The sequence below is a fragment of the Mesorhizobium sp. P2_E7 genome (assembly GCF_056403855.1).
This window is the reverse complement of the sequence record NZ_JBFUER010000003.1, coordinates 173,801-191,273: the sequence shown is the minus strand read 5'-3', so window position 1 is coordinate 191,273 and position 17,473 is coordinate 173,801. Positions and strand designations below refer to the sequence as shown.

12 protein-coding genes (1 of these 12 only partly in view) are annotated in these 17,473 nt (G+C 64.3%); 6 read left to right on the top strand and 6 right to left on the bottom strand.

The window, feature by feature from the left end; genetic code table 11:
- The 6 genes from AC1DYC_RS19990 to AC1DYC_RS19965 form a co-directional block, all read right to left on the bottom strand.
- Positions 1–837 carry an efflux RND transporter periplasmic adaptor subunit gene (locus tag AC1DYC_RS19990; protein ID WP_477409255.1) on the bottom strand — a complete coding sequence of 279 codons (837 nt, stop codon included), beginning with the start codon at positions 835–837 and terminating at the stop codon, positions 1–3.
- 13 nt (positions 838–850) lie between these two features.
- A complete protein-coding gene (locus tag AC1DYC_RS19985) occupies positions 851–2,839 on the bottom strand; it encodes a preprotein translocase subunit SecA (protein ID WP_477409253.1) in 1,989 nt (662 codons plus the stop codon).
- Positions 2,832–4,985 carry a PqqD family peptide modification chaperone gene (locus tag AC1DYC_RS19980; RefSeq protein WP_477409251.1) on the bottom strand — a complete coding sequence of 718 codons (2,154 nt, stop codon included), beginning with the start codon at positions 4,983–4,985 and terminating at the stop codon, positions 2,832–2,834. Before AC1DYC_RS19980 ends, AC1DYC_RS19985 begins: the two co-directional genes overlap by 8 nt.
- Before the next feature lie 39 nt (positions 4,986–5,024).
- Positions 5,025–6,908 carry an efflux RND transporter periplasmic adaptor subunit gene (locus tag AC1DYC_RS19975; RefSeq protein ID WP_477409249.1) on the bottom strand — a complete coding sequence of 628 codons (1,884 nt, stop codon included), beginning with the start codon at positions 6,906–6,908 and terminating at the stop codon, positions 5,025–5,027.
- Positions 6,909–6,919: 11 nt separating this feature from the next.
- Positions 6,920–7,243: a DUF3467 domain-containing protein gene (locus AC1DYC_RS19970; RefSeq protein ID WP_477283608.1), complete on the bottom strand. Its 324-nt coding sequence runs from the start codon at positions 7,241–7,243 to the stop codon at positions 6,920–6,922.
- Between the two features lie 280 nt (positions 7,244–7,523).
- A complete protein-coding gene (locus AC1DYC_RS19965; protein ID WP_477409247.1) occupies positions 7,524–8,828 on the bottom strand; it encodes an outer membrane protein in 1,305 nt (434 codons plus the stop codon).
- 185 nt (positions 8,829–9,013) lie between these two features.
- Between AC1DYC_RS19965 and AC1DYC_RS19960 the strand changes: the two genes are divergently transcribed.
- From AC1DYC_RS19960 to AC1DYC_RS19935, 6 genes are all read left to right on the top strand, one after another.
- Positions 9,014–10,075, top strand: coding sequence for a methyltransferase (locus AC1DYC_RS19960; protein WP_477409246.1), 1,062 nt, complete (start codon positions 9,014–9,016; stop codon positions 10,073–10,075).
- Positions 10,072–11,508, top strand: coding sequence for a nucleoside/nucleotide kinase family protein (locus AC1DYC_RS19955; RefSeq protein WP_477409244.1), 1,437 nt, complete (start codon positions 10,072–10,074; stop codon positions 11,506–11,508). Before AC1DYC_RS19960 ends, AC1DYC_RS19955 begins: the two co-directional genes overlap by 4 nt.
- Complete coding sequence (locus tag AC1DYC_RS19950; RefSeq protein WP_477409242.1) at positions 11,501–12,364, top strand: hypothetical protein; 864 nt, start codon at positions 11,501–11,503, stop codon at positions 12,362–12,364. The genes AC1DYC_RS19955 and AC1DYC_RS19950 overlap by 8 nt, the downstream gene beginning before the upstream one ends.
- Before the next feature lie 18 nt (positions 12,365–12,382).
- Complete coding sequence (locus AC1DYC_RS19945; protein WP_477409240.1) at positions 12,383–13,321, top strand: radical SAM protein; 939 nt, start codon at positions 12,383–12,385, stop codon at positions 13,319–13,321.
- Between the two features lie 99 nt (positions 13,322–13,420).
- Complete coding sequence (locus AC1DYC_RS19940) at positions 13,421–14,203, top strand: SapC family protein (RefSeq protein ID WP_477409238.1); 783 nt, start codon at positions 13,421–13,423, stop codon at positions 14,201–14,203.
- Positions 14,204–14,311: 108 nt separating this feature from the next.
- Positions 14,312–17,473, top strand: the 5' portion of a protein-coding gene (locus AC1DYC_RS19935; RefSeq protein ID WP_477409236.1) for an LEPR-XLL domain-containing protein. It continues 26,784 nt past the right edge of the window; 3,162 of the gene's 29,946 nt are visible here — the first part of the coding sequence; its start codon is at positions 14,312–14,314; the stop codon falls past the right edge of the window.

Sequence of the window (17,473 nt, the reverse complement as noted above, 5' to 3'; positions counted from 1 at the left end):
TCAGGGCGTCGTGGCCGCTGCGTCGAAAGAGAGCTGGCATCGCTGGCCGGCCGGGATCAGATCGTCGGGATTGGCCAGTTCAAGGCGCACGCCGAAGGTGCCGCTGGCGGCATCGAACACCTTGTCCACCACGGTGACGAAGGCATCGCGGCGCTTGCGGTCCGGCTGGTCCAGAACGACGCCGCCATGCGAACCAACGACGATCTTTCCCCACAGCGTGACCGGCACATAGGCCTCGACGTAGAGCGGATCGATCTGCACGATCGTCATGATCGGGCTGTCCTGGCGGACGAACTCGCCGGCGCGCAGGCTCTGCTCGGCGACAAAGCCCTTGATCGGGCTGCGGATGCTTTGCCGGTCGAGCAATGCCTGCTGGCGCCGAAGCTCGATCCCGGCCAGCAGCATCTTGCGCTTCTCGGTGTCGAGGTCGCGCTTGGCGATCTCGACATTGGCCTCCAGCTCCTCGACCTTGGAGGTGGCGACGTTGCCTGAGTTGACCAGCTTCCTCGAGCGCGCCAGATCGGCTTCGGCAAGCGTCAGCCGTGTCTGCTGCGCCTGCATCGCTTCGTCGGCTTCGGCCTGCGCCTGGGCCAGTGCGACATTGGCCTCCTCGACCGTCGATTCCAGCCGCGCCACGACATCGCCCGGCTTGACGCGAGCGCCACGGCCGACATCGACCGACGCCAGCAGCCCGGTGACCGGGCTGCCGATCTGAACGCGCTGCGTCGGCTCGGCCAGGCAGTCGAACGTCATCTCCTCGGCGCTCGCGGCAGAGGCGGCGAGAGAGAGAATGATGGTGGCAATAGCTGCGATCGGCTTCATAGGGTCATGCTTCATGGATTGACGTTGCTCACTCCGGACGGCCGGAGAAGGCAAGGGTGCGGCTCTGTTTTTCGTCGGAGCGCAAGAGGTCGTTGCGCATGCCGGCGTGAACGCGTTCGGCGCGGCGCTGCGCATGGCGCAGCAACCAGCGCGACGGGCCTTCGCCAAGGATGGGGGCGGCCGCACGGCACAAGCTCCGCAGCGACCGGCTGGCGGCGAAATCGACAAGCGCATCATCCAGCGACAGGATCGCCTGGAAGCAGCCGGGCTGGCCTTGCCGGCCGCTGCGGCCGGCGAGCTGATCGTCGATGCGCCGCGCCTCGTGCCGCTCCATCATGATGACGTGCAATCCGCCGAGTTCCTCGACGCCGTCGGCGAGATGGATGTCGGTACCGCGCCCGGCCATGTTGGTGGCGACGGTGATGCGGCCGAGTTCGCCGGCCTGGGCGACGACGGCGGCCTCGGTGCTGTCCTGCGCCGCGCTCAGCACAAGGTGCGGAAGCCCGGCGCGGTCAAGATGCTCGCTGGCCACCATCGAGCAGGCCACCGAACCGGTGCCGACCAGAACCGGCACGCCCTTGGCATGCAGTTCGGCGATGCGCTTGACGGCAACCTGCCATTTCGTCTCCTCGTCAGGCAGCACGCGGTCGACCAGGTTCTTGCGCTGCCTGGGCCGGTGCGTCGGGATCGTCACCACCGGCAGCCGGTAGACGTTCCAGAATTCGCGCGCCACCTGGCGCGCGGTTCCGGTCATGCCGGAGAGGTGGCCGTAGCGGCGGAAGAAGCGTTGATAGGTCATGCGCGCGATGGTGGTACGCCGCGCCGACGGCTTGCAGCTTTCCTTGACCTCGATCATCTGATGCAGGCCGTCGGTCCAGGCGCGGTCGGGCATCAGGCGGCCGGTGTGCTGGTCGATGATCTGCACCTTGCCGTCGCGCACTAGATATTCCTCGCCGCGATGGAAAAGATGCAGCGCCGACAGCGCCTGGCGGGCAAACTCCTCGCGCACAATGACGCCGCGCCACTCCTTGCCATGCGCCTCGGCGAAGTCGGCGATGCGCTCGCGGCCGGCGTCGGTCAGCACCACGCGCTTCTGTTCGCTGAGCATGTGGTAGTCGGTGCCGGCCTCGAGCGTGGCGGCAAGCTCAAGCGCCTCCTGCGCGGCCTCGGCTGAAATTTCGCCCTTGGCTTCGCCGGAGATGACCAGCGGCGTGCGCGCCTCGTCGACGAGCACGCTGTCGGCTTCGTCGACAATGGCGAAATGCAGGCCGCGCAGGCGCAGTTTCGTCAGCCGCGGGGTCTCGTCCTGCAAGCCTTCGATCTTCAGCCGCAGGTTTCCATCGCGCTGTCCCAACACGATGCGGTCGCGCAGATAGTCGAAAGCCAGCTCCTTGTTGGTGCAGTAGGTGATATCGGCACGATAGGCGGCCTGCCGCTCCTGCATCGACTGGCCGCCGATGACGACGCCGACCGACAGTCCGAGCGCGTCGTAGATCGGCTGGGTGAGTTCGGCGTCGCGCTTGGCGAGGTAGTCGTTGACGGTGACGACATGCACCGGCATGCCGGCAAGGGCTGCGGTGCCGGCGGCAAGGGCGGCCGTCAGCGTCTTGCCTTCGCCGGTCGCCATCTCGGCGAGATAGCCACGGATCATCGCGTAGGCGCCGATCATCTGCACCGGATAATGGCGGCGGCCGCTCAGCCGGGCCGAAAGCTCGCGGATGACGGCAAAGCATTCGGCGACAAGGGCTTCGGGAAAGCCGCGCTTGCGCCTCAGCGACAGCGATATCTGTCTTGCCCGCAGGCGTAGCGCCTCGTCCGACAGGGCACGCATCTCGGCGTCGAAGGCATCCGCCTTGGGCACGATGTCGGCCAGCCGGCGGGCGCGGCGCGAAGCACCCGCCACCACGCCGAAAGCCAGGATGCGCGAAGCATAGTCGTCGAGCGGCGCTTTCTTGATATATTCGCGCTCGGCGTAGAGAACCGGCAGCGGCGGCCTGATCAAAGCGGCGTCAGACATTGAAGCGGCTCAGGAAGGTCTGGCGCACGCTGCGCACCCAGCGCCAGATCAGCGGCTCGCTGCCATGGCCGAAGCGGACGAAGACGCGGCTGCCGAGCAGAAGGTGCTTTTCGGCGCGCTCGGGTGCTACGTCGAACACGAACAGCCCTTCCAGCGTGCGCGGCTTGTCGCCGGCCTGGCCGCCGGAGCGCATCGCGACGGTGCCCCCGCCCTCGACGGAAAGCGCCAGGCTCGGCAGGTCGAACTGCGCGGCCGGCACCTCGCGGCTGATATGGGCCGGCACCGGCGCTCCGGTCTCGCCGGCATAGCGGACGTCGACGCTGTCGGTGCGGGCGCGCACCAGGTCGACTTCGCTTTGCGGCACGATCACCCGCAATTGCGGCGTGGCGCTGGACACGACATAGCCGACCAGGTCGCCCTGGTTGAGGAAGCGTCCGGGCAGGTTCGCCGCCTTCGGCAGGATGAAGCGCCCGGCATCGTGGGCGCTGACGACCAGCCCGTCGCGGCGCTGCTTCACCGAGGCGAGCACGCCGTCCATGTTCTTGATCTGCTCGAGCACAACGTCGGCCTCGACGCGGTCGGAAAACCGCACCGCCTCGTAGCGCAGCTGCAATTCGTGCCGCTGCGCCTCGATCAGCGCGACGCGGCCGCTGATGCCGGGATCTTCCAGCCGCAGCAGCGGCGTTCCGGCCGACACTATCGAATCCGGCGGGCTGAGGATCTCGGCGACAATGCCGGCTGTGTCGGCCCGCACTTCGGCGCGGTCGGGTATCCAGACGACACCTTGCGCCACCGTCCCGTAGGGCATCGGCACGAGCAGGATCAGCGTCGCCAGTCCGGCGACAGCAGTGCCGACCAGTGTTATGGCGCGGCCGCGCTGGCCCTGCAGGCGCGGCGTCGTGGTCAGGAATTTGAGGCCCTTGAAAATCGGCATCACCACGGTGCCGAAGACGGTGAACAGCGCCAGCAACGTGCCGATGAAGAACAACTTGGTGGCGACCAGCAGGGCGATGGTGAGGCTGAGCATGATGCGGTAGCAGAAGGACAGCACGGCATAGCCGAACAGCCATTTGCGCTCACCCGGCGCCGAAGCCGGATTGTCGATGTTGGCGATGCCCAGGCAATAGCGCTGCACCAGGTACCAAAAGTAGCGGTTGGCGCGGGTGCCGAGGTTGGGAACCTCGATCAGGTCGGCGAAGATGTAATAGCCGTCGAAGCGCAGCAGCGGATTGCCGTTGAAGAACAGAGTCGAGATGCCGCCGATCACCATGACGTTGAAGGCTGCGGCGCGCGCCAGGCCGGGCTCGGCGTTGACCCAGAAAATCATGGCGGCGGCTGCCAGCGCGAACTCGACCATGATGCCGGCGCTGCTGACGACGATGCGGCGCCATTTCTCGCGAAACGCCGTCGACGAGGTGGCGTCGACATAGGGTGCCGGCACGAAGATGAGCAGCATGATGCCGACTTCGTGTACCGCGCCGCCCCAGGCCTTGGTGGCATAGGCGTGGCCGGCCTCGTGGAATGTCTTGACCAGCGGATAGATGGCGATGATCAGGGCGACATTGCCGGCGCTGAGCAGACGGTCCGATGCGTCGGAGGTAAGCTCAGCCCAGTGCAGCACCGCCAGCGCGATGCCGGTGCCGACCAGCGCCAGCCAGGCGAGCAGCCCATAGATGGTGAACAGCGGCCGCACCAGCGGCATGGTGAGATCGAGCCAGCGGTCGGGGTCGAACAGCGGCAGGCGCAGCGCCATCGGGTTGCGCAGCCTGTTCATCACCTCGTTGCGCGCCTGCTTGGCCGAGCGGTCGCTCAGCTCCTGAAAGTCGGGCGGAAGTTCGCCTTGCAAAAGGTCGGACGCGTGCAGTTCGGCCAGCAGATGGATGGCTTCGTCCTGCGTCGGCGGATCGTCGCCGGCGCGGCGTCCGACGAGATCCCAGATTTCGTGCAGCGTGCGTCGGCCGTCCATCAGCGAGATCATCAGATTGGCCGATGCCGACAGGCGGTGGAAACGTCCGGTCTGGTGGTCCTGCAAGACGTACCAGATCTCGCCGCGGAATTTCTGCCGGTGGATCTCGGCGTGCCGGCGCAGCCTCAGCTTCAGCTCGGCGACGCGGTACCAGGACGGGCTGAACAGCGACTTTGCCATGTCAGCACCCGGCGAATCGTGGCGCGTCGCGTCGCATGGTCACGGCATCCAGCGCCAGCTGGCCAGGCGCCACCACTCGATCACCGGCCGCATCCATATCGAGACCAGCCGGCGCTCGTCGACCGCGATCTTGGCGACGCCGATCATGCCGGGTCGAAGCCGCGGCGACGCCTTGGTTAGGCTGCCCTCGACCTGGAATAGGTTCTTGCCGTCCTTGGCTTGCGCGACCGGCGTGATCTTGGCGATGACGACGTCGAAATGCTCTTCCGGCAGGGAGGCGAAGATGACTTCCCCCTTCTGGCCTTCGCTGACGTCGGCGATCTGGCGCTCGTCGACTTGCATCACAACACGGTAGTCGGTCAGCGGCGCGATTTCGTAAAGCAGTTCGCCGCGGCTGACCGAGCCGCCGATGCGCTGGCTGAGGTCGCCGGAGACGATGAGGCCGTCGAACGGCGCCGCGATCCGGGTGCGGGCGATTTGCTCGTCGATCAGCTTGAGCTGCGCGTCGGCCTGGTCGATCTGACTCTTGACGACGTTGATGGTGGCCGGCTGCCGGGTCGCCAGCGCCTTGTCGTATTCAAAGCTGTATTGCTGGCGCTGGGTTGCCCAGCGCAGCCGCTCGAGCGCCAGTTCACGATCCTCGAGCGTTGCCAGTTCGTCGCCGGATTTCACCACATCGCCGGCGCGGGCCTTGGCCTCCTGGATGAAGCCGTCATAGGAAGAGATGACGGCGCGGCGGACCGAACCTTCGATCTGGGCGTCGGCATTGACGCGGTAGGTATCGGTGGCGAAGTAGCCGAAGGCGGCTGCTGCCGCCAGGGCGATCGCGGCGAGCTTGCGCCCGGTATAGCCTGGCCCGAGCAGCCGCTTGATCTGTTGCCACAGCGATTCCGCGGCCTTGGTGATCAGCCAGCGATCGTTCAGCCGTTTTTCGTTGAGGATCGGCCCGATGGCGGTGGCGATCATGTCGAGGATCTGCACGATCTCCGGCTCGAAGGCGTGGCCGTTGCGGCGCTCGAAGGTGACGGCGCCGATGAAGGCATCGACGACGAACATGGGTACGGTGAGAACCTGTCCGCCATGTTGCAGCCGGGAGACCTCGCCATGAGCGTGGGTGGCAATCGGTTCGTCGGCGCGGGTCGGGTAGAGGATCGAGCAGCGCTGGTCGATGGCTTCGTCCATGGCTGCGCCGATGGCGCGCACCAGGCCCATCTGGCGGCCGAATTGCGCGGTGTGCGAAATGGCGGCGACGCGGGCCGCGCCGCGCCGGACAAAGCCGATGCTGACGCGGGCGCAGTCGAAGCGGATGGCCAACTCGGTGGCGGCCGCCATGCAAGCCGGCCCGAAGCGCTGATGATCGAGAACCGAGGCGATCAGGTCGAGCGTGGCGCGCGAGCGGTCGAGCTGGCGCACATTGGTGCTGGCGCGCTGGCCGCGCAGATGGTCGCGCAGCCAGGCCGAGCCCCACTGGATCTGGCGAATGGCGGCCCGCATCGCGTCCTTGGCCTGCGACTGCTTGGCGACGTCGATGCCGACCGCGACCACGGCGATGATGGTGTCGTCGAGCAGCACCGGAAAGGCGACCGACGGCCTGGCGCCGGATTCGGCGGTGGCGCCACGCGCCACGGAGCGGCGTTCGGTGAGCGCCAATTCGGTCGTGGCCTTGAGGTCGGCGGCTTCGTCACCAACTTCGGGCCATGCCGACAAAAGCCGGAACCCGCCCGGCGCCTCGACGCGTACAATGCCCTTCGTTGCGCCGGGGATCATGCTGCATTGCAAGGCTAGCCACGCGGTAGCGAGATCTTCAGATGTGCCGGCTTCGGAAAGCCGTTTCCAAAGTGCGGGCGCCAGCAGCGTCAAAGAGCTGGCGGACGAGGCATCCTCCGCCATGCCTGCATCGTCGCTCTGCGTGACCTTGGCCATTGTCCGGGCTGCTACTCGACGATGAGGGACCCGTAGCGGGATTCATGTTCGCGCAGCACACCGCCGAGCACAGTCCACAGGCGCTTGGCCGCGAGCGGCGTCAGTATGATGCGGTTGGACAGTTCGACCGAAACCGAGCCGCCGTCCTCGACGTTCCAGGTGCGGTTGGTGCCGAAGAACAAGTCGACCTGCTCACGCGTGCCCTGAACATTGACGACATTGGCGAAATGCGTGGCCATCTGGTCTTCCAGCCACTGGACGCCCTTGCGCTCCTTGCCGCCGTCTTTGGCGGGTGCCGCAGATTTTGCCGCCTTTGCCGATACTGCCTTGGCCATTTGTTCTCCCACGCTTTGTCGCCGTTGCCTGAAAACCGCGGCCGAAACCACGGTTGTCGCATGCACTGCCGGTTCTAATCGTTTCTCGCCCCGAGAAAGGCGCCGGTCCTGATTTCAGGCGGCGCGCCCGGGCAAACAATAGTTCAAATAGAACTGGACCGAAAGCTGTCTTCGCGGCGCGTGGGCCAAAACCAGCCGCTACAGTTAGCGGTTACAGTTACCGGGCTTGCGCGGCAGTATTTTGATCTTGCGCATGACCCGGCATGTCCGGGATCGCGCGCTAGAAATGATAGGCGAGACCGACCGTGCCGGTCAGCAGCGACGGCTTCAACTCGTTCTGGTTCGGCTGGCTGTTGGCGACGGTGAAGCCATCGACTGCCTTGGTGTAGAGGCCTTCCACGCGCAGGCTGAGCTTGTCGGTCAAGGCGGCTTCGACGCCGGCGCCGACCTGGTAGCCCGACAATGTCTTGCTGCCGCCGCCATCAAGGCCGAAGAACTCGTCATTGGCCTTGACCGTCAGGCCGGCAAAGCCGCCCTTGGCATAGACCAGGGTCGAGGGTGTGGCGAAGTAGCCGGCGCGTGCCGTCACTGCGAAGACGCCCTGGACGGTGCCGAACAGTTTTGGCGCGGCCGGATCGGACGAATTCTGCGCCGGATCCTCGAACTTCAAATCGACATAGTCGGCACCGGCTTCGACACCGAGCAGATAGGAAGAGCCAAGCACGAAATTGTAGCCGGCAAAGACGCCGCCGCCGAAGCTCTGCGCACCGTACGGGCCGGCGGTCGAACCGGCCACGGCGACGTCGAGATGCATGGCGCCGAAATTGTAGGAGCCGTCGAGGCCGGCATAGAAGCCGTTCCAGTTCATGTCGGGCGCGGCTTCCACAGGATAGGCGGAGCCCCTGTCGGCGTTGAAGCGGTAGGACAGGCCGGCCGTCACCAGGAGATAGTGCGGATCGAAGGATTCGCCGTCGGTCTCAAGGGTGAACTTGTCGGTCGCCTGGTAGTAGTTCGCCTCGATGCGGCCGGTCAGGTTGCCGAACAGGAAGGTTTCGGCGCCGACACCGATTTCGGTGGCGCCAACCGTCTTGCTTGCGGTGCCGGTAAAACCCTGTTCGGCTTCGAGCTTGATGCCGGCATAGCCGAGACGGCCATAGATCAATGTCTGGGGCGTTATCAAATAGCCGAGGCGGCCCGACGCCGAATAGATCGAGTCGGCCTTGACCAGGGTTCCGAGACCACCGGACGAGAACGGCGAGTAATCGGAGTCGATTTGCGTGTAGTCCAGTTCGAAACCGGCGACCCAGCGATTGGAGAACTGGTAGTCGAAACCGCCATGCACGCCGTAAGCAAAGTCCTCGGCGCCAAAATTATAGCTGACCGTGGCGTCACCGGGGAGGACCGGAAGCTGATCGTAGCCCATATTGCCGAAGGCGCCGCCGGCGTGGGCGCCAATGAAAAAACCGGTCCAGGATGGTCCGCTAACCTCCGCCGCAGGCGCGACGGTGTCGGCAGCCTGCGACAGTGAAGTGGCACTAAGAAGCGCAGCGACCGCGACCGATGCTGCAAACAGACTGCGAACCATTCAAGTCTCTCCCCATAAGCGCCATCTTGCGAGTATCACGCGATATCGAAATGTGCCAAAAAATTGGCACGGGGATCGGGCCGATAATATAAGCTTGCCTTGTACTGTGTCGTATCTGCCACAATACGATTGCTTATCCTGCCTGGCAGCACCGCTGGCACACGACGACGGAAAGCTGAAAACGGATGACGGTTGGTCGGCGCGAAATCAGGCAGGAATCGGGCGCGAGCCGTTCCGATCCCATACGGCAGGTCGACCGCTTCCTCGAAACCGAGATCGAGGCGCGGGCTCTGGCGCTTGCCTTTTCGCGCGGGCTGATCGACCGGCTCGCCAGTCGGCAATCGGTCGATCGCAGCGAGCTTGCCGGGCTGGCCGGGATGCCTGAAAACGCTTTCAGCTTCCTTCTCCAGCTGTTGGCAGGCAATGGCGTGATTCGCGGCGGCGACACGATCCGCCTGACCGCGGATTTCCGCGACACGCTCGCCCTTCGCGATCTGCTCGAGGCCAAACTCTGGTTCGCCAATCTGGTCGCACCGGACGTGCACGGGCTTTTTGCCGAGCTTTTGTCCGACATCCCCGAGTTCATGGCGCGCGCGGCAGTGTTCGAGCTTTTCCGCTATGATCGCTGCCTCGAGGTGACGCCGGAAAACGTTGATGCCGCGGCGCAATGGGTGGGCTACACGACGACGCTCAGCCGATACGAGGCGCCGGCCTGTCTCGACCGGCTCGATCTCGCGCAGAGCAGCCGCGTCCTGGATGTCGGCGGCAACAGCGGCGAATTCGCCCGGCAGATCTGCGAGCGCAACCCGGCAATCGAGGCGACCGTTTTCGACCTGCCTGTCGTCTGCGCGCTCGGGCGCCGCCATGTCCAGGCATCGCCGCAGGCGGCACGGATCGCATTTTGCGAGGGCGACCTCCGGCGCGATCCACTGCCGGCTGGCCACGACCTCATCAGCTTCAAATCGGTCCTGCATGATTGGCCGCAGGACGATGCCGCCGCTTTCATCGGCAAGGCGGCCGATGCGCTCGATCCCGGTGGCAAGATGGTGATCTTCGAGCGCATGCCGATCGAGCTGAAAGGCGCCAGACTGCCCTATTCGATGGTCGCCAACCTCGTCTTCCTGCCATTCTTCCGCAGCCCGGATTTCTACGTGGGCGAACTCGGCAGGCATGGCTTGGCCGACATCGCCGTCCAGTCCATCGGCATCGAGATGCCTTTCGCCCTCATCACCGCGAGAAAGCCATGACCCGGGCGCCCATCGTCGCGATCTCGGGCCATCCAGGCAGCGGCAAGACCTCGCTGACCAAGGCGTTGCAGAAACGGCTCGGCGTGCCGGCGCTGCACTATGACGATTTCGAGATGGTCACCAGCCTGCCGCCGGAAAAGATCAGAGACTGGATCGCGCGCGGTTCGGACTATGACGAGATCATGCTAGAGCCGCTGGTGCGGGAGTTGATCCGGCTTGCCGAGGCGACGCCGCGGCCGAAATGCGTGCTGCTCGACACACTGCTCGGGCGCGCGCACGCCGCCACCGGCAAGCTCATCGACACGTTGATCTGGGTCGACACGCCACCCGACATCGCGCTTGCCCGCAAGATCGGCGAGGCCGCCGGCAGGGCGCGCGCGACGCCGGGCGAAGCGCCGGCCTTCATGGGCTGGCTGGACTCCTATCTCCGGCACTACACGGACTTCATCGCCGGCACCTATGCCGTCCAGAGCGAGCGGGTGCGGCCGGCCGCCGACATCATCCTGGACGGCCGCGCGCCGGTGCAGCAACTGGCCGACGAGGCGATGGTCGCGATCCTGCAGCGGATCGACCTGTTCGCCAAGGCGGGGGATCCGAAGCAGACGCCGATCGAGGCGCCGGGCAGGCGCATGCTGTCGCTGATCGAGGCGCTGAACTGCCCGTTCGGGCTGGAGCGCTCGGCCAAATTCGGCGATGGCGAGATCAACGAAGACCGCTTCCTTGCCATCGTGCACAAGGATTCGCTCGGCCCCGATGCCAAGGCCGGGCTTGCCCGCATCGCCCGCGCGCTGGCGCTGCCGGAAGCCATGCTTGCCATGTTGAGCGAGCACCTGGGCGAGGCCGAGATCGTGCATTTCGGCTATGAGGGCGGCAAGGCCGGCCTCTACAAGATCTATGTGGAGTTTTCCGGACGGGTCCGGCGCGGCCTGGCGAAAGGCGCCGTGACTGCCACCGAACTGGTCCATGTCGCCGTCAAATGGCGGCCCGACGATCCGCAATCGGCGCGGGTTTCGCGCTATTTCTGGCCGGCGGAGGCGCGCGGCGTCGCGGCGATCAGGAGCCGGCTCGGCAAGCTGCATCCGGACGGCGGCACGCCGCCTTCCGTCGATGCGGCGTTCCACATGATCGAGGCGGCGCTTCCACACTGTCCGGAAGACCGGATCTTCTTCATGGAGGTGCGCGAGGACGGCTCGCCGCGGCAGTCCTTCGACATCAACTTCTATTCTGCCGGCCTCGAGGTCGAGGCGGTTGAGCCGGCGATCAGGCGCATGGGCAGCGCCTACGATATCGAGCCGGCCAAGTTGGACGCGTTCCTGTCGCGCATCGCTCGCCAGCCGCTCGGCCATCTGTCAGGAGGCCTGGGCCGAAACGGCCAGGATTTCGCCACGCTCTATTTCGGCGCCGCAGCCAGGAAGGGGGCCGCCCGTGGCTGACCGTCTCGACTGGGCCCTGCCGGACGACCCGCTCTTCGACTACTGCCTGTGGCCTTACAAGCCGGTGGCCGCCACTGCCGGCAAGCTGCGCTCCTCGACCCTGCTCTGGCAGTCGTTCGACGTGCTCGGCGCGCCGCCGCTGCTTGCCGAGATGGTGAATGCGATCGGCACCGAGATCGGTCCGTTCAAGACTGTCTGGGGCGTCAAGCAGAAGGGCGCCGATTTCAGCTGGGAGCTCTATTTCTACGACTATGAGCGGCTGGAACGCGAGGTCTCGATCGAGCGGGTGATGGGTGCCCTGGAGCCCTATGCCCCGTCGACGCTTGGTCTCTCCCCGAAGCGGCCCTATTTCATGTTCTCGATCGATCTCGATGCGGCCCTTGGCGAACGCAGGCGGAGCATCGAGGAGATCAGCGTCTATCTCGGCAACCCAAGCGGCATGGTGTCGTCCGGCCTCTGCTACCAGCTCAGCGCCGCCGGCCTGCGCTTCGACAATCTCTATTATTTCTTCGATGCGAAGGACGATTGGGATGACATTGTCGGCAAGGTGGCGGCATCGGCGCATCTCGATCTCGACGGTCTCGACGTCTCGCAGGTGCTGTGGCCGGAACTGACGGATTGCGGCATCATCGTCGTCGCCAACAAGAAGTATAATGACGGCGTCTACTTCTCCCGTATCCGCATCGACCAGCTGATCTGGTTCGTCGAAAGGCTGGGCTATCCCGAGGCCATCCGCGCCTTCCTCGTCGCTCACAGGACGCGGCTCGACCACATGCTCTATGATGTCGGCATCGATTATCGTATGATCGACGGCAGGGTGGAAATCCTCAAAAGCGCCTATTACGGCGTGGTGTAGATTTCCGATGGGCGCTTGATGTCGATCTACGACCACAGCAAATACGTCTCGCTGACGATGGAGTTCCGCTGCAACCTCAAATGCGTGCATTGCATGATCGAGGGCACGATGGATCGCCTGGCGCCCGAAAGCGACGAAAGTTTTCACGATCTGCTCGCCCACAACAGACGCACGCGGCAATGGACCGGCCTGATCCTCACCGGCTCCGAAATCACGCTTCGCCGTGACCTTCCTGATCTTGCCCGCCAGGCACGCGCGGCGGGCTTCGAACATGTCCGGATTCAGACTCACGGCATGCATCTGGGACGGCGGGCTTACAGCCACAGCCTCGTCGAAGCCGGGGTCGATGAATTTTTCGTGAGCGTCGCCGGAAGCGACGCTATAAGCCATGACACAATTACGACGGTCAAAGGATCATTCGACAAGACCGTACTTGGACTCGAGATTCTCGACGAGTATCCAGATGTCGCGACCATTACAAACACTGTCGTGACCGAAGCCAGCTATCGACTTTTGCCGGCCGTCGTCGACAGGCTGGCGCATCTGAAGCGGCTGACGCAGATGGAGTTCTGGCTGTACTGGCCGATGGCCGAAACCGACGAAAAAGGCTTGGCTGCCAACTACTTGGATGTGCTGCCGTTCCTTAAGGAAGCGGTGCGTCGGGCCCAGGCACTCGGCCGTTCGGTGGAAATAAAGAACTTCCCCGAATGCTTGCTCGGCGAAGATTCTTTACTTCTGGTTAACGATCAACCGCAACTTTACATCGATCCGGCGTTCTGGGACGAATTTGCCAAGAACGGCTTTTATCAGTGCCCCTACAGGGACAATTGCGCCTCTACTCAATGCCTTGGGCTCAACACCGCCTATGTCAAAAGACATGGCGACCATGCCGATCGCCTGTTTCCGTTGAACGATAGTTCAAAACAGGGTGTTGCCCTCGGGGAAACCATAGTCTAAATTCTAATTAAGAATTTCCTGAATCGCAGGAGAAATGAATCAGGCGGGGGCGCTTGATGGCATTCCTTTTTCAGGGCGATATGCTTTCGAGGTCGGCTAATGGTTAAGCAATTACTAATATATGAGCGTGCGGTACCAGTATCGCAGCGAAGCCATGGCGACCTGTCGGTCAGGACCGGCAACAATTTTTCGTTTGCGCGCGAGGTCAATTCGGTGCCGTTGATGGCCGCCGAATTCGCCAATGCTGCCGCCGAATATTCAGTGGTGTTCGCTGGCCAGGGCGACAACATCATTCCAGTCGTTTTGCTTGGCGTGCGCGATGGCGAAAATCTCTTCGTCAATCCGGATGGATCCTGGGCCGGACACTACGTGCCGGCGTTCCTGCGCCGCTATCCCTTCGTGTTCTCGACCACCGATGACGGCATGAACTTCACGCTGTGCGTCGATGAGGAGTTCGAGGGCTGCAACCGCAAGGGCCGCGGCGAGCGACTGTTCGATGGTGATGGCGAGCGCACACTCTATCTGCAGAACGTGCTTGGCTTCCTGCAGGCGTACCAGGTGCAGTTCCAGCGCACGCAGGCGCTGACCAAGCGCCTCAACGACCTCAACCTTTTCGAATCCATGCAGGCGCGTTTCACCTTGCGTGACGGCAAGGTGCTGACGCTGTCCGGTTTCTTCGCGGTCAACCGCGAGCGGCTGAAGGCGCTGTCGGGCGACCAGCTGGCGGAGCTTGCCAGGTCCGACGACCTGGAACTGATCTATCTGCATCTGCAGTCGATGCGTCATCTGTCGGCGACAGCCGAACGAATGGGTGCGGGGGCGCTCAAGGGCAAGGATGACGTGCCTGAACCGGAAACAGCTCCGGAACCTGCGGACGCATGATTTGAGGAAGGGCGCAGCGTTGCGCCCTTTTTAGTGCTTGGGCATTGGGCATTTGGACAGGGGCGTTCGACGGCTGCAAAGCGGCCGGCGGACGGGGGGTGAGCCAAGATGGCGTTTCCGTTCAAGTCGGAAGGCATTTCCGGTCGGCCTATCTCGCACAGGCGAGCGAAGCTTTCTGAAATCCTGAAAGCCAAGCTGGCGCGCCTGGCCAAGGGCTCGCGCGTGCAGCGCGAACTCGCCGACCGCGTGCGGCTGATCTTCGACCCGCTCGAGCCGCGCCTGCTGCTCAACGCCGACCTCAACGTCAATCTGGCAACCGACGGCCCAAGCGTCGACCATGAAATCCTGGTCCGGCTGCTCGAAGAGGTGCAGACGGTCAACAACGTCGCCACCACCATCCAGCAGGTCCAGATCATCGACCAGACCGAGGGCGGCAAGGTGCTGGCCTTCGGCGACCTCAGCACGATGACCAGCATTTCGATAGCCGGCGGTGCCGGTAACGACACGCTGAAGATCGACGAGGATTCGTTCGGCACCCACACGCTGGTGCCGGTCATCTCATTCAATGGCGCCGGCGGCAGCGACAAGGTGGTGTTCGACAGCTCCGCCAACGCAGCCTGGACACTGAGCGGCAACAATGCCGGCAGCATCACCGGCGCGAAGGTCGACGTGAACTTCTCCAGCACGGAGAACCTGAAGGGCGCAGACGGCAACAACGACACGTTCACGATCGCGGCAGCCGGCAAACTCAGCGGCACGATGGATGGCGGCTTTGGCGGCCACGATACCATCGTCTATTCGGGCGGCCTGGCCGCCAGCAGCGCCACGCTCGGCGCCAATGGCTCCGGAAAAGTCACCTTCGCCAATCCGAATGGCTCGACGCTGGCCTTCGAGAACATGGAGCCCTTCGCCGTCAGTAGCGACGTGCTTGTCGTCGACCGCTCGGCGACTGTGGCGGCGGCGGCCAACAAGAACGTCGCCGTGCAGGCGAACGGCGCGAACTCGCTGCGCGTGATCATCGACGGGACCAACTACGATTCCGCCGCGACCGGCAAAGTCTGGCTCTACCTCGGCGACAGCGCCAATGTGACGACGCTGTCGTCGCTGCCGAGCAATGCAGGCTTCTCCCTGATGCTGGATGCCGGCGAGGAGATCGCCGTCAATTCAGCCGTGTCGACCGCGGGCAGCCTCGGCCTCAGCGCCGAGGACGTCAACATCGGCGCGTCGGCGGTCATCAGCGCGCAGTCGATCGACTTCGAGGCCATCGACTGGGCGCGCACTTCGATCGACGCGGCCACGGTCAGCAACGCGCTGAATGCGGTCGTCGGCGCGGCCGCAACCGTCAACATCGCTGGCTCGCTGACCGCGACCGGGGCGATCACCGTTTCATCGCTCGCCGTCAATACGGTGAAGGCGCATGGCGTTGCCCAGACGACGCTGCGCACCATCGTTGCAACCCTGGCCGACACATCGACGGTGTCGCTGGCGGCGACCGCTTCTCTGACTGGTTCGACGGTAAGCGCCACGGCCGACACCGGCGTCGATGTCGACATCATCGTCACCCGCGTGCCGATCCCCAATTTCCTCGGACTGACCGAAGTCGTCATCCCCGACAGCGTCCTCAGCCTGACCAGCATCTCGACCGATCTCATCAATGAGATCAAGGCGGTCTCGCCGACCAATCCCACCGGCGCCTTCAGCACCGCTTCGCAGGCCTTCACCGACGCGCTGGCGCGTGGCGAGATCGTGGAGCAGGACCTCGAGACGATGGCGAAAAACGTCGTCGCCGGGTTCAGCAATTCGCAAGTTCATTCCGACGTCAACGTCACCAACGTCACCACGGTGACGATGGATGCCGCCGCCAAGATCATCCAGAATGGCGGTACAGCGACCGGCGCGGCCGAAGTGACGCTTGCGGCGAGCGACAACAGCCTCGTGCGCGTTTCGCTGCAGACGGAGAAAGACGCGTTCCTGCCGACATTGTCGACGATCGTGGTGTTCTCGGCGCTTGATTCCGACACGCTCGTCCAGCGCACGACCGGCGTTATCGTCGGCCCGGAAAGCGCCGTGGTGTCGACGCATCCGACGGTGATCGACGCCGACGGCAATGCCTCGATCGCCGCCGCCAACAGCGGCGAAGTGCGCAACGAAGTGGTTTCCGATTCGGTCGGCTCGGTCACCAACGAAGCGTCTGAAGGGACCAAGGCGCTGGTGCGCGGCGTCACCGTGCTGGCGGGTGGCCTCAGTGTCTCTGCCGACAGCAACACCACCTATACGTCGAGCAGCCTCGATGCCGAGAACCGGGTGACCGGCGATACATCGGCCAAGATCGACGAAAGCGTGATCACGGCGGGCGCGGGCGGCGTGAGCGTCGCTGCGGCGGACCGCTCCACCATGGCGGCCTATGCCGAACCGTTCCAGCCCAACATCACGGCCGCGGATGCACCGGCCAAGAAGCTGATCGCCAGGGTCAGCGTCATCAATGAAGTGCTGAAGAACACGACCGCTTCGATCGAGCAGTCGACCATCACTTCGTCCGGCACGGTCAGCGTCGCGGCGATCAATGCCACCAACATCGCCGCCTATGCGCAGTCGATCCCGATCGAGGACGATGCCGCCGACGACCTAACCGATCCGCTCAGCGCCAAGAAGATCATGGGCGGCGTGCTCGCCGCCAATGTGGTCAACGGCTCGACCACGGCCTCGGTATCGCAAAGCACCGTGACCACCAGCAATGCGGCCGACGTCAAGGTTTCGGCGACCGACGACACGTTCATCGACGCCACGATCTTCGTCAACATCGACAGCCGCGGCAAGCTCGGCAGGCTGTTCAAGGGCGGTACCAAGTCGACGACCGGCCTCGAAGCGATGAACATCATCGGCTTCACGCTCGGCGCCGGGCCGACGCTCAACGGCAACACGCTGGCCCTGCAGAAGGCAACGCTCGATGCCTTGATCGGCACGCAATTCTTCCAGAATGAAACGCCGGTGCTGGTCAGCGCCAACGTCACCGACTCTGTCGTCGCGGCGGCCGGCGCGCTGCTGGTCAGCGCGATGTCGAAGGGCGTCGCCAACACCACCGTCACCAACATCTCGAAGAACACGACGGATGTCGGCGTTCTCAAGGCCGCCGCCAAGAACATGGCCGCTGTGCTCGCCAACAACCAGGTCAATCGTCTGGCCACAGCGACGATCGATGGCGGCGTGACCAAGAAGTCCGTCAGCGCCGGTGGGGCGATCACTGTTTCGGCCAACGACGATTCGACGGTG

Bases quoted from the DNA above. Each gene is read 5' to 3' on its own strand.
- AC1DYC_RS19990 (WP_477409255.1), bottom strand. From the start codon at position 837: ATGAAGCATGACCCTATGAAGCCGATCGCAGCTATTGCCACCATCATT.
- AC1DYC_RS19985 (WP_477409253.1), bottom strand. From the start codon at position 2,839: ATGTCTGACGCCGCTTTGATCAGGCCGCCGCTGCCGGTTCTCTACGCC.
- AC1DYC_RS19980 (WP_477409251.1), bottom strand. From the start codon at position 4,985: ATGGCAAAGTCGCTGTTCAGCCCGTCCTGGTACCGCGTCGCCGAGCTG.
- AC1DYC_RS19975 (WP_477409249.1), bottom strand. From the start codon at position 6,908: ATGGCCAAGGTCACGCAGAGCGACGATGCAGGCATGGCGGAGGATGCC.
- AC1DYC_RS19970 (WP_477283608.1), bottom strand. From the start codon at position 7,243: ATGGCCAAGGCAGTATCGGCAAAGGCGGCAAAATCTGCGGCACCCGCC.
- AC1DYC_RS19965 (WP_477409247.1), bottom strand. From the start codon at position 8,828: ATGGTTCGCAGTCTGTTTGCAGCATCGGTCGCGGTCGCTGCGCTTCTT.
- AC1DYC_RS19960 (WP_477409246.1), top strand. From the start codon at position 9,014: ATGACGGTTGGTCGGCGCGAAATCAGGCAGGAATCGGGCGCGAGCCGT.
- AC1DYC_RS19955 (WP_477409244.1), top strand. From the start codon at position 10,072: ATGACCCGGGCGCCCATCGTCGCGATCTCGGGCCATCCAGGCAGCGGC.
- AC1DYC_RS19945 (WP_477409240.1), top strand. From the start codon at position 12,383: ATGTCGATCTACGACCACAGCAAATACGTCTCGCTGACGATGGAGTTC.
- AC1DYC_RS19940 (WP_477409238.1), top strand. From the start codon at position 13,421: ATGGTTAAGCAATTACTAATATATGAGCGTGCGGTACCAGTATCGCAG.